Source organism: Halanaerobium saccharolyticum (genome assembly GCF_004362045.1).
Taxonomy (GTDB): Bacteria; Bacillota; Halanaerobiia; order Halanaerobiales; family Halanaerobiaceae; genus Halanaerobium; species Halanaerobium saccharolyticum_C.
In genome coordinates this window covers 13597-40149 of record NZ_SNWX01000029.1, presented here as the reverse complement: position 1 = coordinate 40149, position 26553 = coordinate 13597, and the positions used below count along the sequence as shown (strand labels likewise).

26 protein-coding genes and 1 other annotated feature are annotated in these 26553 nt (G+C 34.5%); of the genes, 22 read left to right on the top strand and 4 right to left on the bottom strand.

The genetic code is table 11. The features are described from left to right. The first annotated feature begins 227 nt into the window (after window positions 1-227). The 3 genes from DFR79_RS13395 (at window position 228) to DFR79_RS13385 (ending at window position 1782) form a co-directional block, all read left to right on the top strand. Window positions 228-659 (top strand): bacteriohemerythrin, encoded by a 432-nt coding sequence (locus tag DFR79_RS13395; RefSeq protein WP_133515982.1) that lies wholly within the window; start codon window positions 228-230, stop codon window positions 657-659. After that, complete coding sequence (locus DFR79_RS13390; protein ID WP_133515981.1) at window positions 659-1114, top strand: chemotaxis protein CheX; 456 nt, start codon at window positions 659-661, stop codon at window positions 1112-1114. Before DFR79_RS13395 ends, DFR79_RS13390 begins: the two co-directional genes overlap by 1 nt. Before the next feature lie 143 nt (window positions 1115-1257). Beyond that, window positions 1258-1782, top strand: a complete 525-nt coding sequence (locus DFR79_RS13385; protein WP_133515980.1) for a hypothetical protein — start codon at window positions 1258-1260, stop codon at window positions 1780-1782. A 98-nt stretch (window positions 1783-1880) separates the two neighbouring features. Here DFR79_RS13385 and DFR79_RS13380 read toward each other — a convergent pair whose 3' ends face one another. Both DFR79_RS13380 and DFR79_RS13375 read right to left on the bottom strand, forming a co-directional pair. Further along, window positions 1881-2168 (bottom strand): EscU/YscU/HrcU family type III secretion system export apparatus switch protein, encoded by a 288-nt coding sequence (locus tag DFR79_RS13380; RefSeq protein WP_133515979.1) that lies wholly within the window; start codon window positions 2166-2168, stop codon window positions 1881-1883. A gap of 42 nt (window positions 2169-2210) precedes the next feature. Then, on the bottom strand, window positions 2211-3836 hold the full coding sequence (locus DFR79_RS13375; protein ID WP_133515978.1) for a flagellar hook-length control protein FliK: 1626 nt from the start codon (window positions 3834-3836) through the stop codon (window positions 2211-2213). A 193-nt stretch (window positions 3837-4029) separates the two neighbouring features. Between DFR79_RS13375 and DFR79_RS13370 the strand changes: the two genes are divergently transcribed. The 4 genes from DFR79_RS13370 to DFR79_RS13355 all read left to right on the top strand — a co-directional run bounded on the left by DFR79_RS13370 (window position 4030) and on the right by DFR79_RS13355 (window position 6474). Continuing rightward, window positions 4030-4344 carry a hypothetical protein gene (locus DFR79_RS13370; RefSeq protein ID WP_133515977.1) on the top strand — a complete coding sequence of 105 codons (315 nt, stop codon included), beginning with the start codon at window positions 4030-4032 and terminating at the stop codon, window positions 4342-4344. A 19-nt stretch (window positions 4345-4363) separates the two neighbouring features. After that, entirely contained in the window at window positions 4364-5161 is a 798-nt protein-coding gene (locus DFR79_RS13365; protein ID WP_133515976.1) for a TIGR00266 family protein, read from the top strand. Window positions 5162-5262: 101 nt separating this feature from the next. Continuing rightward, window positions 5263-5940 (top strand): HDIG domain-containing metalloprotein, encoded by a 678-nt coding sequence (locus DFR79_RS13360; RefSeq protein WP_133515975.1) that lies wholly within the window; start codon window positions 5263-5265, stop codon window positions 5938-5940. A gap of 39 nt (window positions 5941-5979) precedes the next feature. Beyond that, window positions 5980-6474, top strand: a complete 495-nt coding sequence (locus tag DFR79_RS13355; RefSeq protein ID WP_133515974.1) for an FxsA family protein — start codon at window positions 5980-5982, stop codon at window positions 6472-6474. 80 nt (window positions 6475-6554) lie between these two features. Here DFR79_RS13355 and DFR79_RS13350 read toward each other — a convergent pair whose 3' ends face one another. After that, window positions 6555-7175 carry a zinc dependent phospholipase C family protein gene (locus DFR79_RS13350; RefSeq protein ID WP_243727801.1) on the bottom strand — a complete coding sequence of 207 codons (621 nt, stop codon included), beginning with the start codon at window positions 7173-7175 and terminating at the stop codon, window positions 6555-6557. 263 nt (window positions 7176-7438) lie between these two features. Between DFR79_RS13350 and rpiA the strand changes: the two genes are divergently transcribed. Next, window positions 7439-8110, top strand: coding sequence for a ribose-5-phosphate isomerase RpiA (gene rpiA, locus DFR79_RS13345; RefSeq protein ID WP_133515973.1), 672 nt, complete (start codon window positions 7439-7441; stop codon window positions 8108-8110). Between the two features lie 91 nt (window positions 8111-8201). Here the strand turns inward: rpiA and DFR79_RS13340 are convergent, their stop codons facing one another. Beyond that, window positions 8202-8447: a glutaredoxin family protein gene (locus tag DFR79_RS13340; RefSeq protein ID WP_133515972.1), complete on the bottom strand. Its 246-nt coding sequence runs from the start codon at window positions 8445-8447 to the stop codon at window positions 8202-8204. Window positions 8448-8621: 174 nt separating this feature from the next. Here DFR79_RS13340 and DFR79_RS16250 point away from each other — a divergent pair, with 174 nt between their 5' ends. The 14 genes from DFR79_RS16250 to DFR79_RS13270 all read left to right on the top strand — a co-directional run bounded on the left by DFR79_RS16250 (window position 8622) and on the right by DFR79_RS13270 (window position 26470). Further along, window positions 8622-9707, top strand: coding sequence for an HD-GYP domain-containing protein (locus DFR79_RS16250; protein ID WP_208107553.1), 1086 nt, complete (start codon window positions 8622-8624; stop codon window positions 9705-9707). Window positions 9708-9839: 132 nt separating this feature from the next. Then, window positions 9840-10982 (top strand): M23 family metallopeptidase, encoded by a 1143-nt coding sequence (locus tag DFR79_RS13330; protein ID WP_133515971.1) that lies wholly within the window; start codon window positions 9840-9842, stop codon window positions 10980-10982. Between the two features lie 196 nt (window positions 10983-11178). After that, window positions 11179-13332, top strand: a complete 2154-nt coding sequence (locus tag DFR79_RS13325) for a heavy metal translocating P-type ATPase (RefSeq protein WP_133515970.1) — start codon at window positions 11179-11181, stop codon at window positions 13330-13332. Between the two features lie 63 nt (window positions 13333-13395). Then, complete coding sequence (locus tag DFR79_RS13320) at window positions 13396-13776, top strand: ArsR/SmtB family transcription factor (RefSeq protein WP_133515969.1); 381 nt, start codon at window positions 13396-13398, stop codon at window positions 13774-13776. Window positions 13777-13861: 85 nt separating this feature from the next. Continuing rightward, window positions 13862-15244 (top strand): M16 family metallopeptidase, encoded by a 1383-nt coding sequence (locus tag DFR79_RS13315; protein WP_243727800.1) that lies wholly within the window; start codon window positions 13862-13864, stop codon window positions 15242-15244. Then, on the top strand, window positions 15241-16701 hold the full coding sequence (locus DFR79_RS13310) for a M16 family metallopeptidase (protein ID WP_133515968.1): 1461 nt from the start codon (window positions 15241-15243) through the stop codon (window positions 16699-16701). Before DFR79_RS13315 ends, DFR79_RS13310 begins: the two co-directional genes overlap by 4 nt. Window positions 16702-16811: 110 nt before the next feature. Beyond that, window positions 16812-17048, top strand: a binding site (T-box leader). Window positions 17049-17199: 151 nt separating this feature from the next. Continuing rightward, window positions 17200-19854 (top strand): valine--tRNA ligase, encoded by a 2655-nt coding sequence (locus DFR79_RS13305; RefSeq protein WP_133515967.1) that lies wholly within the window; start codon window positions 17200-17202, stop codon window positions 19852-19854. Between the two features lie 195 nt (window positions 19855-20049). Next, window positions 20050-21303, top strand: coding sequence for a molybdopterin molybdotransferase MoeA (locus DFR79_RS13300; protein WP_133515966.1), 1254 nt, complete (start codon window positions 20050-20052; stop codon window positions 21301-21303). A gap of 54 nt (window positions 21304-21357) precedes the next feature. Then, window positions 21358-23271 carry a molybdopterin biosynthesis protein gene (locus DFR79_RS13295; RefSeq protein WP_133515965.1) on the top strand — a complete coding sequence of 638 codons (1914 nt, stop codon included), beginning with the start codon at window positions 21358-21360 and terminating at the stop codon, window positions 23269-23271. Between the two features lie 14 nt (window positions 23272-23285). After that, window positions 23286-24245, top strand: a complete 960-nt coding sequence (gene moaA / locus DFR79_RS13290) for a GTP 3',8-cyclase MoaA (protein WP_133515964.1) — start codon at window positions 23286-23288, stop codon at window positions 24243-24245. 8 nt (window positions 24246-24253) lie between these two features. Then, entirely contained in the window at window positions 24254-24733 is a 480-nt protein-coding gene (moaC, locus tag DFR79_RS13285) for a cyclic pyranopterin monophosphate synthase MoaC (RefSeq protein ID WP_133515963.1), read from the top strand. Further along, a complete protein-coding gene (locus DFR79_RS13280) occupies window positions 24717-25241 on the top strand; it encodes a MogA/MoaB family molybdenum cofactor biosynthesis protein (RefSeq protein WP_133515962.1) in 525 nt (174 codons plus the stop codon). The genes moaC and DFR79_RS13280 overlap by 17 nt, the downstream gene beginning before the upstream one ends. Window positions 25242-25258: 17 nt before the next feature. Beyond that, complete coding sequence (locus DFR79_RS13275) at window positions 25259-25699, top strand: MOSC domain-containing protein (protein WP_133515961.1); 441 nt, start codon at window positions 25259-25261, stop codon at window positions 25697-25699. Window positions 25700-25864: 165 nt separating this feature from the next. After that, window positions 25865-26470, top strand: a complete 606-nt coding sequence (locus DFR79_RS13270; protein WP_133515960.1) for a hypothetical protein — start codon at window positions 25865-25867, stop codon at window positions 26468-26470. The last annotated feature ends 83 nt before the right edge of the window (window positions 26471-26553 follow it).

Below are 26553 nucleotides of genomic sequence, written 5' to 3'. Positions count from 1 at the left end.
GTAATTAATTCTTAATGAACCGCCCAGTACCGATCGGTAAGCTGTGGTGGTGTGAGAGGACGGGGAATAAACTAATTATTTCCCTCCTACTCGATTACCAGAATAAATTTTATATCAAAAATATTCCGAATTGAAGATCATCAAATTAAAAGCAGGAATAATTATTGTTATAAAGAATATTTATATTATAGACTTTAGTTTTACATAATTGATGGAGGAGTGAAAAAATGATCTGGAGAGACGAGTATAAAATTGGAGTAAAACTGGTTGACGAGCAGCATCAGGAACTTTTTAAGCGTCTGGGTGACTTTATACAGACAGTAAGAAGTGATAAAGAAGAATCTGAGAAGAAAAAAGAGGTGGAAAAAACATTAAACTTTATGGGGGAATATGTTGCAACCCATTTTGATGCTGAGGAAGCACTGCAGAAAAAATATAATTATCCTGACTTTAAAAACCATCATCAGATTCATGAGGATTTTAAGGCAGAAGTCGCAGAATTCCAGCAGGAATACCGGGAAAATAAATTTGATGAAGATTTTGTGATGGAATTCAGTGGTCGCCTGCTAACCTGGTTAATCAATCATGTCGCTTCAACCGATCAGGATATAGGGGAACATATAAATTCTGTACTAGAAAAAGAGGAGGAAACAAAGTAATGGATGTAAAAAACTTAAATCCAATAATTGCAGCAACCGATTCAGTTTTTCAAACTATGCTTTCAGTTAAACCAGAAAAAGGGAAAGTTTCAATTCAGGAGGATCTGGTAACTGATAAAGAAGCAAATGTAATTATTGGGATGACAGGAGATATAAAAGGTTCTATTGTCTATAGTTTTTCAAAAGATATGGCTTTAAAGGTAGTCGAAGCGATGTCAGGAATGGAAATGAAGGAACTTGATAAATTTGTTACTTCTGCTATGGGTGAACTTGGTAACATTATTAGCGGCAAAGCTACAACAGGATTGGCTGAACAGGACTTAATTTGTGATATTGCTCCACCCCAAATTGTCACAGGCAAAGATATAAATATTTCGTCTGAGTCTGATAAAGTCTTAATGGTTAAGTTTAATACTGATTTAGGAGAATTTGATGTTGGATTTTCGATTAAGTAGTGTATTTAAGGCTCCTGAGGGAGCTTTTTTACTTTAGGCAGGATAATTTTTTTTTCTATAGAATAATATATATATAACAGTAGAATAATATATATAACAGTGATTATAGGACTATAATTTTCAGTTAAATGGGGGTAGGAATTATGGAAGAAATTTATCAATATAATAAATATAAATTTTTAGAAAAATTATATACACCAATTGGAATTTTTATGGCTGGTATTTTACTTCAGTTTTTTTATCCGGGAATTGGCTTTTATCAAGAATTATTAATTTATTTAGTGTATCTTTCCGGGGTGCTTTTATTTACTTTTGATACCCTTCCAATAATAATTAGCACTTATAACGTCTGGAATAAAGAAATAGTTTTAACCAATCGAACTATTGTTCTTAAGGGTGATGATCATTTAAAAACCAGAGTTGTTAATCGAAAAGATATTGAAAGGGTAATATTTAGATCTTTACGGGGAGAAGATGTGGAAATCCCTCATTATCGCAAGTTAGAGGATATTGATGATGATTTATATGAGCTGGCAGGACGAAAATTTATTATAGAATATGATACTGATACTGCAGAAGATGAATTAATAATTCACCTGGAACTGCTGCCAGAAGAGTTTGTAGAAGAGTTTATTAAGTGGTACCAGGCCGATATCGCTCTAAAGTAACAAGGTGTTAGTATCTAAAGCTGTAATACCTGTGTGGAAAACTGTCCGGCAGTAATTCTAGAAATTAAAAAAACCCTTAATGTTAAAGCCAACAATTCTCAACTCTGAAGATCTTCTAAGTCATAGAAAAACGAAAGTATTTCTGCAATAACTGTATATAGTTCTTCCGGTATTTCATCACCAATATTAAGTTCGGCCAGAACCTGGACAACATCCTTATCTTCTTTAATAGGGATGTTTTCTTCTCTGGCTTTTTTTAATATTTGTTCAGCAATACTTCCTCTGCCGCTGGCAATAATTTTTGGAGCCTGATCAGTATTTTGATTATATTTTAAAGCAACGGTTTTTTTAGTTTTAGGATTATCTTTATTTTTATCAACTGCCATCTTAATTACCTCATTTCCTGGATAAACTGGGGTTTCATTTTTTTATATTTTAATATCAATATGCCTATATTTTCCATCCTCACCTAAGTCATTTAACTCACTTAAAATAATTTTATTGAAAAACTGAGATTTTTCTTCTTCTAAATTATCAAAGTTTTTTATTCGAACACTATTTATATTAAATCCCTCACCCTGCAGAGCAGACTGAAGCCGGCCAAAATTACTTTCAATTAAGTTGGCTGTTTTAGCATTTTCTGTAAAAAAAGTAGTGCTAATATTTTTTTGGTTGACATTAACTTTAGTCTGTACAGGACCAATATTTTCAAATTCTAAGATAAAAGAAATATTATAGCCATTTTTGTTTGCCTGGTTTTCAGCACCACCGTCTTCTTCTTTTTCCACTTTTAAAAGCAGAGAAGAGAGTTTATTATCTGGCAGCCTTACCGGGATTTCTAAAGCCAGCATCAGGGGAGTGTTTTGACTCTGCTGCTGTAAGTTAACTAATTTTTGTCCTAAAAAATTATCTGCCATTTTTTCTTCATTTTCTCCACCTATTTTATTAAAAAGTGAAAGAATCTGATCAGAGATTTTACTGTGAGCAGCTAATGATTCGGCAATTTGCTGAGCAGAAGCATTTAAATTAACTGCTGCTTCCTTCTGGCCAATCAGTTGAGAATTTCCATTACTTAAATTAGCCAGAACCTGAGTTTTATTATTTAAGCTTTCCGAAAATTGACTGATATTTTGTTCAAAGCGAGCGGCTGTTTCTTTAATCAGACTTTCAGTTAAAGGAAGCTGATTATTTTCTAAAAAAGCAAATGCTTTTAAGAGAGCAATTTTTTGAGCACTTCCCTCAATATTATTTTGAGCTAAAAAATTATTTAAAACCTTAACTGTATTTTGATCAAAATTCTGGCTGAGGCTGTTTAAATTATTTAAGATTAAATTTTTTGTTTCCTGGTCTAAATGAGGATAATTATTTAAAATTTGTGAATTTAGATTATTACTTTCAGCTGGAGCTGTTCCTGATTGAGAAGATAACTCAGCTGCAGGTTGATTTGCAGCAGTATTATTGGAAGACACCGGATTTGTTATTTCGGGATTAAGGTTGGCTGTAGAAGCAGCAGCTTCCTGATTGGCTGCTCCCTGTGACTGCTGGCTGAAGTTATCAATATTTACTAAAGAATTTTTAAGTTCCCCAAGATTAAGCTGTGAGAGAAGATTGTTAAGCTGATCCTGAGATAAAGAATTATTAGAAGTCATAAATTGTTCTAAAGTGGAACTTAAATTACCATTATTATTAAAGATAGAGCGCAGTGCATCTACCAGTTTTTCCGAAAAGGGAAGACCATTACTTTCCAGGAAAGCGAAAGCTTTTATCACAGCCATTTTATCTTCAGCAGTTGAGGCAGGATTATTGCCCAGGTACTGCAGTAGATTTGCCACAGTTTTTTCATTTAGAGGCATTTCCATTTTGGCCCAGCTATCTAAAAGCATTTTTTGACTATCATCTTCTAAAGAGGCCAGGAGCCGAAAAATTTCCGGCAAAAGTTCAGCGCTTTGACTTTTGGCCTGACTTTCATCAGTACTAATATTGTCATTATTTAAAGCCTGTCTCAGCATTCCTATATCTAATTTTCTGATTGGTGCTAGACCATTCAAATCCATAACTGTCACTCCCAGGTCATAAAAAATATAATACTTATTGATTACAATTCAATAAAATTGATTGAAATCCTTTAAAATCTCATATATTATTATAACAGAGAATAAAAATATTTTCAGAATTTGAAGAGAAAATTCTTTATAATAATAAATTACAGTAAATATAAAATCTAAAATTAAGTTAAGGAGGTAAATAATGTCTAAAAATTGTGGAAAATGCGGCTGTGGTTCTCATGGAACTAATGGTTCTCATGCTAACTGCGGCAGTCAGCAAATAAATGAAGATGAATTAGAAAAGGTTTTAAAAGAAAAAAGTGAACACAACAGGAAATATACGGTTGAGTATAGAATTAGTCTGAATGAATTGGAATGTGAGGCTGATGAGTTAATAGATAGAATTATTGCTTATACAGGAATAGTTGATGAAGTAGAATTCACCGAAGATGAGCTGATAATATCTTATGATGATCGTTTAATTACCCCAGCTGAAATTTCTGATTTAGTCCAATAAGAGAAAAGAGGAGATATAAATGTTAAGCCATGAAATTGATTATGAAATTATTGGTGATGATATGCAGGTAGTAGAGGTGGAATTGGATCCCGAGGAAACAGTCATTGCGGAAGCGGGAACGATGAACTGGATGGATAATGGGATATCTTTCGAGGCTAAAATGGGAGATGGAACTGAAGTAGATAAATCTATTTTAGGTAAAATATTTGGAGCTGGAAAAAGAGCAATCACCGGTGAATCAATATTTATGACTCATTTTACAAATAGGGATTATGATAAAAAGAAAATTGCTTTTGCTGCTCCTTATCCAGGTAAAATAATTGCTTTAGAACTATCAAAACTGCCTCAAAATCAATTTACCTGTCAAAAAGATGCGTTCTTATGTGCTGCTCTGGGTACAAAAGTTGACATAACTTTTAATAAGCGTTTCGGCAGCGGCTTATTTGGTGGTGAAGGATTTATCCTCCAGAAACTGAGTGGAGATGGTAGAGCCTTTGTTCATGCAGGGGGAACTGTAGTTAAAAAAGAGTTGAACAATGAAAAACTTAAGGTTGATACCGGCTGTCTGGTTGGATTTACCGCAGGGATTGATTACAATATTGAAAGAGCAGGTGAGTTAAAATCAATGCTTTTTGGTGGTGAAGGATTATTTCTGGCCACACTCGAAGGTACTGGCACAGTTTATCTGCAGAGTCTACCATTTTCCAGACTTGCCGATAGAATTATCAAGAGTGCTCCCCGGCTTTCAGGAAATCAAAAAGGGGAAGGCTCTGTCTTAGGTCAGATTGGAAATATGCTGGATGGAGATAATTTTTAATCAAATTGTAATCTCTTTAACTTGCATTGCCTCCCTGAATGTTAGATAATATATGTTAATACCTATAAAATTACTGAAAAATAAATAGGGGAGGTAATATAATGTTGACATTAAAAGAAATTAAAGCTGACTCTGACTTTCAGCATATGATCAAAGAAGCAAATCATTATCTTTCGGAAAAAGGATATACAGAACATGGTTTTAGACATGTTAATTTTGTTTCGAAAACTACAGCGAGAATTTTAAGGGAGTTAGGCTTTGATAAAAAAATAGTCGAACTTGGTGCTATTACCGGTTATTTACATGATATTGGTAATATGTTTAATCGTAAACATCACGGTATTTCTGGTGCCAATATAGTATATACAGAACTCAGAAGAATGGATGTACCTCTGGAGGATATAACTAAAATTACTACTGCAATTGCCAATCATGATGTAGAAATTGGTCAGGCAGTAAGTCCAATAACTGCTGCTTTGATTCTGGCTGATAAAAGTGATGCTCATCGAACCAGAGTTAATAAAAAAGATTCTACTTTTATTCATGATCGGGTTAATCTGGCAATTAGAGATTCGGAGATTTCTGTGGATGCAGAAGAGGAAACCATAACTTTGAGTATAGATTATGATTCCTCAATCAGTCAGGTAATGGATTATTTCGAAATTTATTTACACAGAATGGAAATTTGTAAGGAAGCAGCTAAATACCTGGGCTGCAGATTTAGACTTTTAATCAATGATTTAGAACTTTTAGGTCATGTTAACTACCAGGAAAATTAGATATATAATAAATTTGCAATTTAATTAAGGAAGGTAATTATGTTTTATAAATTATTGTTAATATTTATTTTAGTGCCGCTAATTGAGCTGTATTTTTTGCTGGAGGTCAGTCAAGTTATCGGAGTATTCACAACTATAATGATCATTGTTTTTACCGGAGCTGCTGGAGTCAGTATTGCCAAAAGACAGGGTTATCAGGTTGTTAATAACATTCGTTCTACTTTAAATGCTGGAAAAATGCCGACTGATGATTTAATTAGTGCTTTGCTTATTTTAATTGGGGGAGTAACTCTTTTGACTCCGGGCTTTTTAACTGACATCACGGGATTTTTACTTATTTTACCGGGCTCCAGAGACTTAATTGGAGCTCTGGTTAAAAAATATTTCCTCAAATATGTTAAAGAAAATAAAGTTGAAGTCCATTATGGAAATCAGTTTAATCAGCGTCGTAACAGCAGAAAAGAGAAAGATGATTATCAAGATGATTTTATTGATGTAGAAGCTGAAGAGGTAGAAGATGATGATTCAAAGTAAATATTTTACTAAATAAGCAGCAAAAAGAGGAGCCAGTTAAAAACTGAGCTCCTCTTTATAATTTTACTATTAAATTTAATTTATGCATTCTGATAGAGCAGACGATGCCTTAAATTAAAAACATGGGCAAAAGCATAGTTTTCTTCTAACTGCATCTCATAAATCAGCTTATTTGTCATTAAAACAGAAATTCTAAAAGCTGAAGCGAGATCATTTTCAAAACTATAATCTCTATCTAAAAATGCTGCGTGTTCTTTTTCAATAAAAGTCTCCAGATCATTTTTATAAACAAATTTTTCTTCAAGTTCTTTTTTAAAAAAATCTGGATGTAAATTTTTGGCATGTTGATTTAATTGCCATTCATGAAAAATGTGAACTGTTTTTTCCCACAGTGTTCCTGGATTAAGTTCAGGATCATTATGAGCTCTGCAGAAATAATCTGCAATATAATGAAATAGTTCTCCCAGCATAACAGCGAAACGATAAGGGGTTTGGTCTGGGTCCATTTCCTTTAATTTATCAAATTGTTGATAAAAGTCTTCTATAGTTTCATCTTTAAAGTGACTTATTTTTCCTTCAATAAAATCCGGTTTCATACTTCCCCAGGCTAACGCCATTTTGGAAAGCCAGACACCATTTTTTGCAAAATGATCATGGATTTTATAAGCCAACATTTTATGAGTTCTAGTATCCAGTGTCAATACCTCCCGGTTATTATGTCCTTATAAACTTATTTTCATTAAATCAATAATAACATAATAAACTCTTTTTAGCAAATGGATAATAATGTAAAACAACCTGGAAAAGTTGATTATATATTTTACTTTTGATAAGATTTTATTTGAAGTTAATTTTAGTACTTTATCTATTTAAAGAGTAATAATTTATCAAAATATTTAATGCAAATGAATGAGATTTAAAGTTGGAATTTATAAAAAATAATATATTAAGGGAGAGATGACTGATGAAAGCAAAAAAATTAACAGGTGAAAAAGCAGCAGAATATATTGAAGCTGGAATGATAATTGGTCTGGGTACTGGTTCTACTGCCTATTATGCTATCAAAAAAGTAGGAGAAATGGTTAGAAATGGGTTGAAAGTAAAGGCGGTTCCAACTTCTAAAGAAACTGCAGAACTGGCTGCTGAAGAAGGAATTGAATTAGTGGAGTTAGCTGATGTTAAATCACTTGATTTAACAATTGATGGTGCAGATGAGGTGGATCCGGATTTCAACTTAATCAAGGGTGGTGGGGGTGCTTTATTAAGAGAAAAAATAGTTGCCTCAGCCACAGATAAATTAGTTATTGTTGTTGATGAATCAAAGTTAGTTAAGCATTTAGGGGCATTTCCTTTACCGATAGAAATAACACCTTTTAGCTGGCAGTATACCCAGCGCATGATTGAAAAATTCAGCTGCAGCTCAGAAATCAGAAAAGAAGATGGAGAAATTTTTGTAACTGACAATGGTAATTATATTTTAGATTGTGACTTTGGAAAAATTAAAAATCCTGTAAAACTAACTGTGGAGTTAAATAAATTACCAGGGGTAGTAGAAAATGGGATCTTTGCGGAAATGGCAGAAATAGTGGTTGTTGGTTATAATGATGGACACATTGAAGTATTAGAAAAAGATTAAGCTATTAGTATCTTTAATTAAAAAATTATATCTTTAAAAAATATAAAGCCGCTCTTAAGAGCGGCTTTTATTAAAATCAAACTTTATCAAATTAATCTTGAACCAGATTGCTTTTCAGCCAGTCAACAATATCATCAGACTCATATAAAGGCTCACCATCGATAAATAAACAGGGTACCTGTCTTTTACCTCCCACTTCAATCAACTCTGCTTCGGCTTCCTGATCTTGATTAATATTTTTTAATTCAATTTCATCTAAGTCATTATTTTCAATAACTTTTAAGACTTTTTTGCAGTAAGGACAGGTAGGAAAATAGTATAATTTTAAGTCAGACATTTTATCATCCTTTCCAAATTAATAATTATTATCTTCTAACTATAATTTCTATTTAAATCTTTAAATTCCTTTAAAAAAATTAAATTGAAAAATATTACAATTTAATGTAAAAATATGGTATAATTATTTTTGAACCAGGATATATTTAATCCATTTATTCAGAAAGGGGACAAGATGAAGAATAATTATACTGCTGGACCAAAAAGAATAATAGAAGAACAGGACTGGAAATTAAGGAATTCCTGTTTAAAACTGGCTGAACTAAACTTAAATTTCGAGAGTATAATTGAAATTATTGAGGAAATAAATCAGGCAAAAAATGAAATTGATTTTTTATATTTAATTTTGGACAAATCATTTAATTTAATTCCGGAAGCTGACTATGGGAAGATAGTTATAAATAAGGAAGAGTCTGCTTATTTTTTAGAAAAAGTATATAGAAAAGACGATATTTTTATAAATGGAGAAAAATTTTATGAGAAATCAGGGCAGAAATATTCTACCGATATTATTTTTAAATCTCAAAAAGAAAATAAAAAGCTTACTATAAATTTAAAAGTTAATAATGATTTTCTGGGGGCGGTGGTTTTATACCTGGGAACAGAAAGTTCTAAAATTTTCAGTGCCCGGTCAATAAAAATGGTTTCAATTTTAGAAAAGATTGCCTCCTCCTATTTAACCACAAAACGTTATCAGAGGCTGGAGGAAAAATTTAAAGAGGAAATTATTTTGTCTTTAACTAACCTGCTTGGTCTCCATGATCAATATACAGCAGGGCATAACCAAAAAGTAGCGAAGTTGAGCAGAAAGCTTGCAAAAAGAATGGGTTTAAATAGAGAAGAGATCAAAAAAACTTACTGGACAGGAATTTTGCATGATTTTGGTAAGACTCTAATCCCGGCTTCAATATTAAATAAAAAGGGGCCTTTAACTACAAAAGAGTTTTCTGAGATAAAAAAACATCCCGAACTTGCTTATAAAACTTTGAAAGATTCAGCTGAATTAAAAAATATTGCAAAATATATACTCCATCACCATGAACACTGGGACGGCAGCGGCTACCCTGCCGGTTTAGCAGGAGAAGAAATCCCACTTATTTCTCAGATTGTTTCTGTTGCTGATGCCTGGGATGCCATGACTTCTGATCGCTCATACAGAAAAGCTCTTAGAAAGGAAGAAGCAGTTAAGAGAATAATTAATAATCGCGGCAAACAGTTCTCACCGTTTGTTGTAGATGTGTTTCGGGATAATATTAGCTAAAGTGAATATTTAATTTATTTTTAATCTCAAACTCTTTAAATAGCTGCTGAATTCTGTTATAATAGTAAAGTAGATAACAATTTTCATTATAACAGCAGAAAACTAATCATAACTCAAAAAGGTGGAGAAAAATTGAGAAGACGAGAACGTTTAACCGGTTTTTTTATCATATTTATTTTACTTACCTTTTCTGCCTACAGTAATTCCATGAATGTAGGTGGGCGAATTGGAACCCCCAATAATCAGCAGAGAGAAATTGAACAGAGTAGTCATCGAATCCAGGAAATCAGAAATATTAATACAAATATTAGTGAGAATAAGGTAAATAATTCAGCTGAGCAAAATAATAATCAAATTTCAGAACAGCTTGCTCTAAAAGAAGAAAATAAGAATTCAGCTTCAGAGCAGGCCAGCAGTCTGCAGGCTATAGATACCGATAGAAAAAAGATTGATAACAATTTTAATTTAAATAGAGATAATAATTCTAATTTTAAAACTCAAAGAGAAGAAAATAATAATTCCGATAATCAGAAAACAGTTTTTAAAAGAAAACCTGAACCACAATTAATAGATCAGGTTAAAGTACATAAGGTAAAAAAAGGAGAAACACTCTGGGATATAGCAGATAAACATGACCTGAATATTGATTCTCTAATTGGTGCTAATAATATTAGTAATATGAATAGTATTAAACCCGGTCAGAAATTTAAGATTTTACCGGTTAAAGGAATTATTTATCGGGTCTCACCTGGCGAAAGTGTGGTCAGTATTGCCCGGAAGTTTGATCTAAAAGCAGAAACTATTATGAAAGATAATAATATAGAAGATGCAGCTTCGCTTAAAATTGATCAGAAATTAATTTTAAGAGGGGCAAAACCGGAATTCAGTTATCAGGATCGGCTGGATCAGAAATTTATGTACCCCATTAATACCCGTATCACCTCTTATTATGGACCACGCTGGGGCAGAATGCATGAAGGAATTGATTTTGCAGCTCCAATGGGTAGTCCAATTAGAGCAGTTAGTTCTGGGCGAGTGGTTTACAGCGGCTGGGCTACTGGTTACGGTTATGTGGTAATTATTGAACATCAAAGGGGACTGAGAACCCTTTATGCTCATAACTCCAAGCTTTTAGTTAGAGAAGGCGAATCAGTGGGTAAAGGAGAAGTGATTTCTCGTTCCGGTAATACTGGTAATTCAACTGGACCACATTTACACTTTGAAGTACAGGTCAATGGGAGGCCTGAGAATCCTTTAGATTATATTAACCGCTAAAAATGAATAGACAATGGCTATTACTCCTCATTACAAATTTTTATTTTGTAATGGGGAGTTTTTATATTTATTAAAATATATAATCAAGTTTTTAAAATTACTGCCTTGACAGTGATAAAAATATATTTTATAATAAATTCAACAAACACTTGAATAATTGTTCATATATAATAAATATAAAGTTGAGGTGGTAAAAATGCAGAACACACTGGAAAAAAAAGAAAAGAATCAAAAAGAATTTGAACTGGAAGGATTAAACTGCTCAAACTGTGCCTTAAAAATTGAGAATCAGGTAAAAAATCTTGAGGGTATGGAAAATGTAGAACTTAACTTTGCAACTTCCACTCTTAAAGTTGCAGCAGAAGAATCAAGACTGGAAAAAATTAAAGACGAATTACAGAATATTTCAGATAGGATTGAACCTGGAGTAAAAGTTAAAGATAAAAGTAATAATCAAAACAAAAAAAATGATAATAACTCTTCTCTTAAATCTTATCTCTGGGAAAAGAAAAATATTTTTATTGGGGCTCTGTTTTTTGCCTTTGCACTTAGTTTTTCTCATTTAAATATTTTTGCAAATACTGTTTTTAATACTCTGGCTCTACCGGCTTACATAACAGCCTACTTTTTAATCGGCTATCCTGTTCTTAAATCTGCGGTTTTAAATATTGGCCGTGGTCAGATTTTTGATGAAAATTTCTTAATGGTCATAGCAACCATCGGGGCCTTTGGAATTCGCGAATATCCGGAAGCAGTTGCAGTAATGCTTTTTTATATGGTAGGAGAATTATTTCAGGAAAGAGCAGTCAATAATTCCCGCCGTTCAATTAAGGATTTGATGGATATTCAGGCTGAATATGCTAATTTGGTTAAAGATGAAGAAATTATTAAAGTTGAGCCAGAGCAATTAAATGTTGATGATTTAATTGCTGTTAAGGCAGGAGAAAAAATTCCTGTTGATGGCAAAATAGTAAGTGGAGAGACAGCACTTGAGACTTCAGCACTAACTGGAGAATCCCTGCCTAAAGATGTAGCAGAAGGTGATCAGGTCTTAAGTGGGATGATCAATTTAAATAAATTAATAACTGTTAAAGTAACTAAAGAATATAAAGATTCGACTGTTAAAAAAATATTAGAACTGGTGGAAAATGCCAGTTCCAAAAAAGCACCTACTGAGCAGTTTATTACCAAATTTGCTCGCTATTACACCCCGTTTGTGGTTCTGTCAGCAGCTTTAGTTGCGATTTTGCCGCCTCTATTTACCGGAGCAGCATTCAGTCCCTGGTTTTATAGAGCCTTAGTCTTTTTGGTCGTTTCCTGTCCCTGTGCTCTGGTTGTTTCTATACCGCTTGGTTTTTTTGGTGGTATCGGTCTGGCATCAAAAAATGGTATTTTAGTTAAAGGTGGAAATTATCTGGAAGCTCTAAATGAACTGGACAGCATTATTTTTGATAAGACCGGAACTCTAACAGAAGGTGATTTTAAAGTAACCGAAGTAAATATTTACAGTGATCACAGCCGGGAAGAAATTTTAAATATTGCTGCAGAAGCAGAACAATTTTCTAATCATCCTATAGCCCAGTCAATTGTTGAGGCAGCTGGAGATTATAAAAAACATTCTGCAGACAGTGATTATCAGGAGATCTCGGGAGCTGGTATTAAGGCTGTACTGGGTAATAATCAAATTTTAGCAGGAAATGAAAGACTTATGCAGAAGAATAATATTAACTTCCAAAAATCTAAAAATTCGGGGACAGCTGTATATCTGGCTCAGAATGGTGAATTTTTGGCTTCAATTATAATTTCTGATCAGCTTAAAAAAGATGCTGTAGAAGCAATTTTAAGTCTAAAAAAGATGGGGATTAAAAATTTAGCAATGCTGACCGGAGATAATAAGTTGACAGCAGCTGATGTTGCTTCTAAACTCGGTCTTGATAATTTTTATGCAGAATTACTTCCTGATCAGAAGGTAAAAAAAGTGGAAGAACTATTAAGTAATTCAAAAAAACTGGCCTTTGTTGGTGATGGAATTAATGATGCTCCAGTACTTGCCCGTTCTGATCTGGGAATCGCAATGGGTGGACTTGGGTCAGATGCTGCAGTTGAAGCTGCTGATGTAGTGCTGATGACTGATGAACCTTCTAAAATAGTTACTGCCTTAAATATTGCTGCTAAAACTAAAAAACTGGTCTGGCAGAATATTATTATGGCTCTTTCAATTAAAGCAGTTGTGATGATATTGAGTATTTTGGGAATGGCCTCAATGTGGGCAGCAGTATTTGCCGATGTTGGAGTTGCCTTAATGGCTGTATTTAATGTTATGAGGATTTTACAAACAGATAATATCTAAACTGACTATTTGTTTAAAATTATTAACTAGAGATTTTATTATTAAAAAATGGAGTGGATTAAGATGGCAGCACAATTAAAAGAAAAGGCAATGTGTGATATTTGTGAGGTTTTTAATCCAGATAATCAGGTAGTAAAGGTGATGAAGAAAAAAACGCTGGCTGATGATGTAGTTTATGATCTGGCAGAATTATTTAAGACAATGGGAGATCCAACTAGAATTAAAATACTTTATGCTCTCAAAGAAAGGGAATTATGTGTTTGTGATCTTTCGGAATTACTGAATATGAGTTCTTCTGCCATTTCGCATCAGCTCAGAGTTTTAAGAAATAACAAACTGGTTAAGTACCGTAAAGAAGGGCGCTCAGTCTATTATTCGCTTGATGATGACCATGTAATGTGTCTTTTCGGTCAGGGTCTGGAACATGTACTTGAAGACAAATAAAAGAAATTGTGAACTGAATATTTTAAATCTTATTTATCCAGCAGATCAAAAAAATTATAAAATTAAATAGAGGAGGCAATTAGAAGTGGAAAAATTAAGACAGAACGTCTTTATTCAAAAAATAAAATTATTTTTCTTTTTTATGTGTATTTTATCACTAACTTTATTTTTTACTTTAACAGCTGCAGCAGAAGAAATTAAATTTGAGCAGCCAGAGTATCAGAGTTTTAAATTAGACAATGGACTACAGGTTATGGTTTTCCCGGATCATTCAATTCCTTTACTTCGATATTCAATCTACTATAATGTGGGTTCAATTGATGAAAAAGAGGATCAGACTGGAATTTCTCATTTTTTAGAACACCTGATGTTTTTAGGTACAAAAAATGTTCCTGAAGGTGAGATTGATGATTTAATTTCTTCAGTTGGCGGCCAGCTTAATGCTGCTACAAGTTACGATTACACTTATTATTACCATGAAGTACCATCTTCGGCCCTGGAACTGGTAATGGCTTTAGAGTCAGATAGAATGCAGAATCTAAGATTTAATGAGCAGGAAATTAATAGAGAGCGAGAAGTTATTAAACAGGAAAGAAGAATGCGGACGGAAAATAATATTTTTTCCAGAGGTTTTGAAAAAATTAAAGCCCATGCTTTCAAAGATAGTTATCTAGAACATAATGTTATTGGTTGGATGGAAGATCTTAACAGTATTTCTACAGCAGAATTAAAAAAATATTATCAGCGTTATTATTCTCCAAATAATGCTTTAATTGTAGTCAGTGGTGATGTAGAAGCTGAAGCAGTAAAAAGAATGGCTCAAGAATATTATGGAGAGTATCAATCAGAAAATATTCCGCGCAAAGATTTTGAGCTGCCTGAACAGAATCAGGAAAAAACTTATAGGGTTCGTTTAAATACAAATATTCCGTATGCTCTGCAGCTTTATAGGATTCCAGCGGCTGATAATCTTGAAATAGCTGCTCTGGAAATTTTTCTTGATATTCTGGCGAATAATCAGAGTTCCCGTTTAAAAGAAAATTTGCAAAAAGAAGCTGGAATCATCTTAGATAGTGGTGCTTTTATGTCTCCACTGCGGGTCAAATCTTTTGCTTTGATTTATTTTATTCCTACTAATGAGAACTTGGTTGATCAGGCACAGCAGGCTTTTGACAGAGAATTGCAGAAGATTTTTGCTGAAGGAATAACTGCTCAGGAATTTGAAATGGTCAAAAAACAATATCAAAAGTCTCTAATTTTTTCTCAAAAAAACATTAATTCAGCAGCTTCTACTTATGCATTAAATGAATTACGTTTTAATAGAGCAGACTTAATTGAAGATAAAATAGAGTATATCAATAATTTAAGCAGAGAAAAGGTTGTTCAAATAGCTCAAAAATATTTTAAACAGAGTCAGCGTACAAGAGGCTATATTTTACCTAAAATTAAAGGTGGTGCTCAGCAGTGAAAAACTTTAATAATATTATATTCTATATCCTAATAATAGTACTTACACTAAGTTTAAGTGTTTCTGCCGGGCCTAAGAATTTCAGTCCTGATTTCTTTAGAGAACTGGCAGATGTAGTTAATGAAAAACCCAGGATTGAGATCCCAGATTATGAGATTTTAGAATTGGATAATGGGATGAAATTTTACTTAGCCCGGGACCGAAGTCTGCCAATTTTCGAAATCAGAGGCTATATAGATGGAGGCAAAATTAATGAAAGCAGTAATAATGCAGGTATAACTTCTTTGATGACAGAAATTATGCTTTTAGCGACAGAAAATTATGGGGAAAGTGAACTTTCTGTTTTTAAGGAACTCAATGCCTTATCCTTAAATCTGGGGACTGGCTCAGATCGAATTTCTATTAGTGGAAATTCATTAAACACCGAAAGTAGTGAGCTAATTACACTGCTGACAGAAGTTTTAAGGCGGCCTAAATTTGAGGGAAATCATTTTAAGAGAACTGTTAAAGAATACCAGCAGCTTTATCGACAGCAGTTTTATGATGATTCTGCTCTTTTAAATATGCATTTTTTTAAAAATATTTACGGGGACCATCCCTATGGCTATAGTTACAATTATAATTTGATTCTTGATTTTTTAAATCAGGTTGATTCAGAAGTAGTGAATGATTTTTATCAAAAAGTTATTGAACCGGAAGATATTGTAATTGCTGTCAGCGGAGATTTTGAAGTTGAAAAGATAAAAGAAAAGCTGAGAAAAAGTTTTTCTAACTGGGAAAATAACAAAGAAGAGTTAGATAAAAATTATGTAGATGTTAATTCTGAAATACATCAGAAAATAATAGTTGTTAATAAGGCTGATGCCACTCAGGCCAATATGAGAATGGGTTATAATTTTTATACCAGTAAATATCCGAAAAGAATCCCTTTCATGATGGGAAATAGAATTTTTGGTAGTGGCTCTTTTAACAGCCGCTTAATGGAAAATCTACGCAGTGATAAAGGTTATGTGTATGGAATTAATGCTCAGACTCGCTATAATGATTATGGTGGAGCCTATTTTATTAACTTAAGCCTGCAGCCAGAAAAAGCACTGGCTGGAATGAAAGCTGTAAAAAAAGAGATGTTGAAGATTAAAAATAAAAAGGAACCTTTCAAAAAGGAAGAACTATTTGAGAATATTAATTTATATAATGCGGTGTTTCCAAAAGCCTATCAGCATCAGATAGATGTTTTAGATGAAATAATCTATCAAAAGGAATTTTATAACCACTCAGACAATTATTTAAATAACTTCATTAAACAGTATAATGGACTTGAGGTTGAGGAAGTACAAAAGATTTTTGCAGAAGATATATATCCAAATATCCTTTTTACAGTCATTGTGGGGCCAAAAGAAAAAATCCTGCCCCAGTTTGAGAAAGCTGGTATAGATGTTGAAGTGATTGACAATTAGCTTTTAAATTCAGACAGGATCTTAATTTATGCTAATTTAATCCCAATAATTCTTTTAGCTCTTGACAGTGGAGTGACAAATAAGATATTATAATAACGATAGCTGAATAATTAGAGACTTAGATGAGGAGCAGTAATTTTTCTGAAGCTGAAAGAGAACGGAATCCAGCGGCTGTAAGATTCCGACAGTGATGGAAAATGAAGTCGCCTCAGAGTTTTGCTGATGAAACAGATTTATTTCTGAAAGTAATTAGTAACGGCACAGCAGTCGTTAACAAATGAGAGCTTTCTGTGCTAACAGGAAGAACTAAGGTGGTACCGCGAATTTAATGCTCTTTCGTCCTTAACCGGATGAGAGAGCTTTTTTTATTTTTAAAAAATAAATACTAACTTGACCATGCGCTCTATAATGAAAAGTTAGAGTGACAGGCTCGATGCCTTAATACTAACTTGACCATGCGCTCTATAATGAAAAGTTAGTGAAATGGAGGGAATTAATGTGGAAAATTTAGAAAAAACTTATGATCCGGCCAAAACCGAAGATAAGTGGTATGATTACTGGCTGGAAAACGATTATTTTGCACCGAGAGAGAAAAGAGAAGCTGAGAAGGGGACTTTTAGTATTGTAATGCCTCCCCCAAATATTACAGGTCAGCTGCATATGGGGCATGCTCTGGATAATACCTTACAGGATATTTTAACCCGCTGGAAGAGAATGCAGGGTTATCGTTCCTTATGGCTTCCGGGTACTGATCATGCCAGTATTGCAACTGAGGTTAAGGTTGTAGATAAACTGAGGAGTGAGGGTATTGAAAAGGAAGATATAACAAGGGAGGAATTCTTAGAAAAAGCCTGGGAATGGAAGGAAGAATACGGAACCAGGATTACCAATCAGCTTAAAAAGATGGGATCTTCCTGTGACTGGTCCCGGGAAAGATTTACTCTTGATGAAGGTTGTTCAGATGCAGTGGAAGAAGTATTTATTAAATTATACGAAGAAGGTTTAATTTACCAGGGAGATTATATTGTTAACTGGTGTCCGAGCTGTCACACAACCTTAAGTGATATTGAGGTTGAACATCAGGAAACTGAAGGTAAGTTTTATCACTATAAATATCCATTTAAGGATAGAGAAGGATATATTACAATTGCAACTACCAGACCTGAAACAATGCTTGGAGATACTGCAGTTGCAGTTCATCCTTCTGATGAGCGCTACAAAGATCTGGTTGGAGAAACAGTAATTGTTCCACTTGTTAATAGAGAAATTAAAATTATAGCTGATGAATATGTAGACAGTGAATTTGGAACCGGAATGGTTAAGGTTACACCTGCTCATGACCCAAATGACTTCGAAATTGGACGCCGCAATCATTTAGAAATTGTAACTGTGATTGACGAAGATGCTAAGATGACAGAGGCTGCCGGAGAATCCTATGCCGGTCTGGATCGCTACGAAGCTCGCAAAAAGGTAATTGAGGATCTTGAAAAAGAGGGTCTGCTGCTTAAAATTGAAGATCACATGCACAATGTAGGAGAATGTTACCGCTGTGATACAGTAATTGAACCTTTAATTTCCAAACAGTGGTTTGTTAAAATGCAGCCGCTGGCAGAGCCGGCAATTGAAGCTGTAGAAGATAGTGATATCAATTTCGTGCCTGACCGCTTTTCAAAAGTATATATGAACTGGATGAATAATATTCGAGACTGGTGTATTTCCCGACAGCTCTGGTGGGGACACCGGATTCCGGTTTATTACTGTGATGATTGTGATGAGGTAATAGTAAGCAAAGAAGAACCAGAAAGCTGTCCCAATTGTGATAGTAACAATTTACATCAGGATGAAGATGTATTAGATACCTGGTTTTCTTCAGCTCTCTGGCCGTTTTCAACCTTAGGCTGGCCGGAAGACACTGATGATTTAGAAAGCTTTTATCCAACTGATGTTTTAGTAACTGGTAGAGATATTATTTTCTTCTGGGTGGCCCGGATGATCTTTATGGGGCTTAAATTCCAGGATGAAAAACCTTTTTCAGATATCTATATTCATGGTTTGATTCGGGATGCTCAGGGAAGAAAGATGAGTAAATCCTTAGGTAATGGAATTGATCCCTTAGATATTATAGATCAATTTGGTGCAGATGCACTGCGTTTTACTTTAATTACAGGTAATACACCCGGTAATGATATGCGCTTTAGAGAAGAAAGGCTTGAGGCCAGCCGCAATTTTGCCAATAAAATCTGGAATGCTTCTCGCTTTGTGCTGATGAATTTAGAGGACTTTAATCTTGACTCGGTTGATGAGGCAGATCTTAAGCCAACTCTGGCTGATAACTGGATGCAGAGCCGTTTAAATACTGTAGCTGGAGAAATTGATGATGCATTAGAAAGATATAATTTTGGTGAAATGTCGAGTTCCCTATATGATTTTATCTGGAATGAATTTTGTGACTGGTATATCGAATTATTAAAAGCCAGATTATATCAGGACGAAGATCCTCAGGCAAAATTGACTGCTCAATATTATGCCCTTAATACTCTGGAGAGCTTACTTAGATTATTACATCCTGTAATGCCCTTTATTACAGAGGAAATCTGGCAGAAGCTTCCCGGAACTGAAGGAACAATTATGCGAGCTCAGTATCCAGAGAAGCAAGAAAGCGGCTTAAATCCTGCTGCTGAAGAAAAAATGGATCTGGTAATGAATGTTATTAAATCAGTTAGAAATATCAGAAATGAAATGAAGGTTAATCCTGGCCGCAGAATTAAAGCACTTCTTTCTGCCCCAGCAGCTAAGAGGGAGATTCTAAAAGAGGGTAGAGAATATATAGAAAATCTGGCCCGGATTAAGGAACTAAAAATTGGTGGAGATGAGCTAGAGCGACCTGATAAGGTGTCTACTTCAATTGTTAAAGAAGTAGAGGTTATTCTGCCGCTTGAGGGAATGATTGATCTTGATAAAGAGATAGAAAGAATGGAAAAAGAAATTGAAGAAATGGAATTCGAGATCAAAAGAGCAGAAGGTAAATTAAATAATGAGGGTTTTATTAATAATGCCCCCCAGGACTTAGTAGAAGGAGAAAGACAGAAGCTCAAAGAATACAGAGAAAAAAAAGAAAAGTTAATTGAAAGAAAAAAAGAATTAGCTAAGTAATTGATGGTTGATGGTACCGGGTACTTGGAAATATTTACTTATTAATAAAATTAACTTACTTGATATGGTAAATATTCCCAAGTACCCGGTACCTATTTAAAAAAAGGATTTGCAGCTTTTAACTAGAATAAATTTTATAGAGAAGATAAATTTTTTGAATATTTTCATATCAGTTGGAAAGGATGAAAATAAATTATGCGAGAGTTTTTAGAATTAAATCCTCCAGAAAAATTCTGGCAGGAAATTAAATCTTTTTTAAGTAATAAAAATTTAAATACAGAAATATTAAATTTAGATAATTGCCTGGGTAGAATTCTGGCGGAAGATTTATATTCACCTGTCGATCTGCCGCCCTTTAGCCGCTCTACAGTTGACGGTTATGCAGTTAAAGCTGCAGATACAGCAGGAGCTTCTGCTTCGATGCCCACATATTTTGAGATAATTGGAAGCGTGGAAATGGGAGAGAGCACTAAACTTGAACTTAAAAGTGGTCAGGCAGCAGCTATTCCGACCGGGGGGATGCTTCCAGCTGGTGCAGATTCTGTTTTGATGATTGAAGATACGGAGAAAATCGAAGCTAATACAATTGAGAGCTTTAAATCCCTGGCAGCAGGAGAAAATTTAGTGCAAAAAGCAGAAGACATAGCTGCAGGTGAATTATTGTTTAAAAAAGGACATAAAATTATGGCCCGGGATATTGGAGCTTTAGCTGGACTTGGAATTACAGAGTTTAAAGGGGCTGCCAGGGCAAAGGTTTCAGTTATTTCTACTGGTGATGAACTAATTCCGGCAGAGGCTGAAGCTAAACCAGGACAGATCAGAGACATTAACAGTTATTCTATAACTTCTTATTTAAACAAAATAGGGGCTCAGACAAAAAAAGTAGGCATTGTAGAAGATAAATTTGAAAGTTTAAAAGAGGCTGTAAAAAGTGAACTTGATCAGGAACTGGTATTAATCTCAGGTGGAAGTTCAGTAGGAATTAAAGATATGACTATTGATCTGCTTAATTCTTTAGGTGAGCCGGGAGTCCTTTTACATGGACTGGCAATTAAACCGGGCAAACCGACAATTTTAGCAGTAATAGAGGGAACAATAGTTATGGGTCTTCCCGGCCATCCAGCCTCTGCCTGGACAGTTAATAATGTTTTAGTTGCTGAGATTGTAAGGGTCTTAAATGGAGAAAAGAGAGCAGCTGAAATTGGGACTTCAAATAATAAATATTTGATCAAGGCTGAGTTAACAAGGAGCCTGGTCTCAGATAAAGGTAGAGAAGAATATATTCCAGTTAGAATCTATAAAGAAAATGATAAGTTAATGGCAGAACCGCTTCTGGGTAAGTCAAGTTTAATTACAAATTTAGCCTATGGTGATGCAGTACTCAGGGTTCCAAGAAATCAGGAAGGTAAAGAAAAAGGAGAAATAGTAGAATTGACCCTTATAGAATAGATTTTTAAATAAAGTATAAGAATACAGTAAATTTTTGAGGAAAGGAATCCGACTATGGTAAAAAAATACCTGGATAAAATATCACTAACTGCTGCTTTAAATAAATTAAAAGAAAACTTTAAAAATTTAAGAACTGAAACTGAAAAAATTAAAACTTCTGAGGCAGAAGGTAGAATTACTGTCAGTGGAATTAAAGCCCGACGCTCAGCTCCAGATTATTATGCGGCAGCAATGGACGGAATAGCTGTTCAGGCTCAAAAAACTGCAGGAGCCAGCGAGAGAAACCCGATCTCTCTGAAAATTGGTAGAGATGCACTGCCGGTAGATACTGGAGATCCAATTCCAGAGCAGTTTAATGCTGTTATAAAAATTGAAGCAGTAAATCAAATTGATACAAAAACATATTCTATAGAAAAAGGAGTTCCTCCCTGGAATCATATTCGCTCTATTGGAGAAAGTGCAGTTAGGGGTAATCTTCTGGTCACTGCCTCCCACAGTCTGAAAGATTATGACCTGGGAGCTTTGCTGGAGGCGGGGGTAACGGAAGTTGAGGTTTATAAAAAACCACTGGTTACAATCATTCCCACAGGAGATGAATTAATTACAGCAGAAAGTACTCCTCAAAAGGGAGAATTAGTAGAATTCAACTCTCAGATGGTGAGTTCAGCTCTCCAGAAATGGGGAGCTGAAGTTAAAATAACCGGGATTATTCCTGACAAAAAAGATTTAATTAAAAAAGCTTTTAGTAAGGCAGTAAAAGAAAGTAAAATAGTTATTATTCTTTCGGGTTCATCAGCTGGAAGAGGAGATTATACAATTGAAATAATCAAAAATAAGGGGGAAATTTTATTCCATGGTGTAAATATTATGCCCGGCAAACCTCTAATCGCGGCTGAAGTAGAGGAAAAGCCAGTTTTTGGTTTACCTGGATATCCTCTTTCTGCCTGGCTTGATAATCAATTATTTATTCGCGAATTAATCTTTCAACTGCAGGGAGTTCCGGCACCAGAGTTTAATCAGATTGAGGCAGTGGTAAAAAGAAAAGTGCCTTCGGATATTGGTTTAGAAGAATTTCTGCGGGTTAATTTAATAGCTGAAGCTGACAATCGATATACTGCTGTACCATTAAAAAGAGGATCTTCTGCAATGGAATCAATTGTTAAGGCTGATGGAATAATGCGAATTTCGGATAATAAAGAGGGACTCCATCCTGGAGATAAAGCTCCGGTAATCCTTCTAAATGATAAGAACATGCTGCAGAATAATTTGCTGTTAATTGGAAGCCATGATCTGAGCCTGGATTTGATTAGAAATGAAGTTCGCAAAAGAAATTATGGTTTTGATTTAAAACTACAGACAGTTGGTTCGATGGCAGGTTTAACATCCCTCAGGCGGGGAGAATCCCATCTGGCCGGAGCACATCTGCTTGATCCAGAAACCGGTAGATATAATATTTCTTATTTAAAAAGATTTTTTAAAGGACAGAAATTAGTAGTACTCAATCTAGTCCATCGTGAACAGGGCTTATATCTTAAAAAAGGAAATCCGAAAAACATAAATAGAATTAAGGATTTGACCAAAAAAGAAATCAATTATATTAATCGACAGCGGGGAGCAGGTACTCGAGTTTTATTTGACTATTTACTCTCTCAAAACAATATAGAATCAGCACAAATAGCAGGCTATGAAAAAGAAGAATTCACCCATATAGCGGCCGCTGCTGCTGTTGGAAGGGGTTCAGCAGATGCTGCTTTAGGAATTAGAGCTGCTGCGGAAGTAATGGATGTAGATTTCTTACCGCTTACAGAGGAAAAATATGATCTAATTTTTAAAGAAGATATTTTAGTTAATCCCCGGATTCAAAATTTAATCGAGCTGATAAATAAAGAAGATATAAAAGATGAAATTGAAAAACTGGGAGGTTATAAGTGCCGAGATACGGGTAAGATTAGAATCCTGGATTTATAAAGGGAGGCTGCAAAATGCAGAATTTAAATGATCGTCTGGGCAGAGAAATAGATTATTTAAGAATTTCAATAACTGACCGCTGTAATCTTCGCTGCCGCTACTGTATGCCGGCCGAAGGAGTAGAAAACAAAAATCATCAGGATATTTTAAGTTATGAAGATATTTTGAAAATAGTTAAAACTGGTATTGAATTGGGTATTAAAAAGGTGAGAATTACAGGTGGTGAGCCTTTAGTCAGACTGGGTGTAGAAGATTTTGTTTCTAAGCTAAATAAGCTTGGATTAGAGGATATTTCTATGACTTCAAATGCAGTTTTACTTGCTGAAAAGGCTAAAAAATTAAAAGAAGCTGGTCTGCAGCGCATTAATATCAGCCTGGATACACTTGATCCCCAAAAATTTAAAGAAATTAGCCGTAGAGATAACTTGGCTAAAGTTTTAAAAGGTATCAGAGCTGCTTTAAGAGTCGGACTGGAACCAGTTAAACTGAATGTTGTTGTAATGAAGGGAATCAATGATGATGAAATATTTGATTTTGTTGAATTAAGCAGGCGTGAAAAGTTAAGTATCAGATTTATAGAATATATGCCTCTTGGTGGAGAAGCTGAAGCAGAAAAATTTATCAGCAGCAGTGAAATAAAACATTTAATTCAGGCAAGCTTTGAGCTGCTGCCTGCTGTCAGTACAGGAAACGGTCCTGCCACTTATTTTAAACTGCAGGGAGCTGAGGGAACTATTGGTTTTATTTCGGCAATGAGTGAACACTTCTGCAGCAGCTGTAATCGTCTGCGTCTGACTGCAGATGGTAAATTCAAACCCTGTCTGGCCGGTAATCAGGAAATAAAAATCTCCGGGATGAATAAAAAAGAAATAGAGGCTGCTTATAAAAAGGCACTTGACCTCAAACCTGTCTGTCATAATCTTAATTTTGAAAATCAAAAATACAGCAGAAATATGTCCCAGATCGGAGGCTAAAAATAGAAATGGAAAAAGAATTTTCTCATCTAGATCAGGATGGTAAGGTAAAGATGGTAGATGTTTCAGATAAAGAAATTACTCAGCGTACTGCCCGTGCAATTGGTGAAATTAAAATGAAGCCGGAAACTTTAATGATGATTAAAGATGGAAACATAGAAAAAGGAGCTGTAATTGAAACTGCAAGAATTGCCGGGATAACAGGAGCCAAAAAAACTTCTGATTTAATTCCAATGTGCCATCCCCTGTTTTTAAGCAGTATCAAAGTTGATTTTAATCTTGATTTTGAAGATAAAATAAAAATTGAAGCAGAGGTCAAAAATAGCGGTCAGACCGGTGTTGAAATGGAAGCTCTAACAGCCGTTAACTTAGCGGCACTTACAATTTATGATATGGCAAAAGCAGTTGATAAATCAATGGAAATTGGCAGAATTAAATTAATCTATAAAGCTGGAGGAAAGAGTGGGATTTATGAGCGAGAAGAATAATAACTTTAAAATAAGAACTGCGGTTTTAACAATTAGCGATAAGGGTTCCCGGGGTGTCAGAAAAGATTTAAGTGGTCCTGTACTTAAAGAGATGATGGAAGATATAGGGTCTAAAATAGTTTATGAACAAATAATTGCTGATGAAAAAGAGGAGATTAAAAAAGCCTTAATTAAAATAGCTGACCAAAAAATTGCAGATCTGATCTTAACCACAGGGGGAACAGGTTTTGCAGAAAGAGATATTACTCCTGAAGCTACATTAGAGGTTATAAAAAAAGAAGTGCCTGGAATTCCAGAAAAAATTAGAGCTGATACAATTTCTATCACTCCTCTGGCTGCTTTATCACGCGCCAGAGCCGGGATTAGAGATAAAACTTTAATCATTAATTTTCCAGGTAGTCCGAAAGCGGTCAGAGAATGTCTGCAGGCAGTGATTGATATTTTACCCCATGCGGTAAAAATTTTAAAAGGAGAAATTACCGAACATCAGCCCAACCATAAAAATTAAGTTAAGAGGTGCAGCAAATGGAAGCAAAAGTAAAAGCCGTCTGTCTAAGTGAAGAAAAGGGAACAACTAAAAAAGTAATAACAAAAGGTGAACTGATTAAAGAATTTGGTCTTAAAGGTGATGCCCATGCCGGAAAATGGCACAGACAGCTCAGCCTCCTGGATGAGACCAGTATTGACAAAATGCGTGGTCAGGGTTATGAGTTGAATTTTGGTGACTTTGCAGAAAATATAACAACCGAAGGAATAGAAAATTTATTTCAGCTGCCCGTAGGTCAAAAATTAAGAATCAACGGCGAAATTCTGCTGGAGATTACACAGATTGGAAAAAAATGTCACCATGACTGTGAGATTATGGAGGCCATTGGGGATTGTGTAATGCCCAGAGAAGGGGTTTTTGCAAGAGTGATTAAAGGTGGCGAGATTAAGGCAGGAGATAAAATAGAAATTTTAAATTAGTAAATGTTTTAGGCAGGATTAGAATCCAAATGATTTGCTTTTTTAAGACTTAGAATTTGATTTTTTTAAAGTTTTCCTTTACTATTTAAATGTGCACCATTAATTGGTGAAAAATAACACAATACTTGTTTTAGTAATAAATAGCGTTTATAAGGAGGAATAATAATGGAAATGATAGGAGTCAGTGCATCTGCCAGTAAGGCAGGTAAGACGACTTTAATTTCCTTAATGTTGGAAGACAGCGGTCCCAAAACTGCGGTCATTAAGACATCGATTGATAATGAACTTGACCAATATAAGGTGATTAACGATCCTAAGGTGATTAATCAGGCAGGCACTGATACAGCAAGGGTTGTTGAGCATGGTGCAGATAAAGTAATACTTTTAGAAAGTCCTGCTGCAGAACTGCCAAGTGCTTATCAGCTGGCCCGTAATTTATTAGATGATGATATAGAGAGACTTTTTATTGAAGGAAATACAATTATTAATTTTTTGAATCCTGATTTACTCTTTTATTTAGAAAATAATGATGAACCGGAGAAGGAGTCAGCAAAAATGGTAAAAAACAGGGCCAATGTAAAAATAAATACCAATATTCTTCTTTCAGCCGGTAAACTATATGATTTACCATTTATAATTCAGCCAGAAAAAATGACCTGTAATCAGGCTTTTCTACTGGCCGATCTACTTAAAATGTCGGTGGGCCAGGTTGGTAAGGTTATAAAAGAGCAGGAGGTAAAGATAGTTAAATGTCAGCTTGGTTTATTTTAATTTTTAGTACCGGGTACTTGGTAAATTTTGGAATGTTAATAAAAATAAAAAACCAAAATTTACCAAGTACCCGGTACCATTCT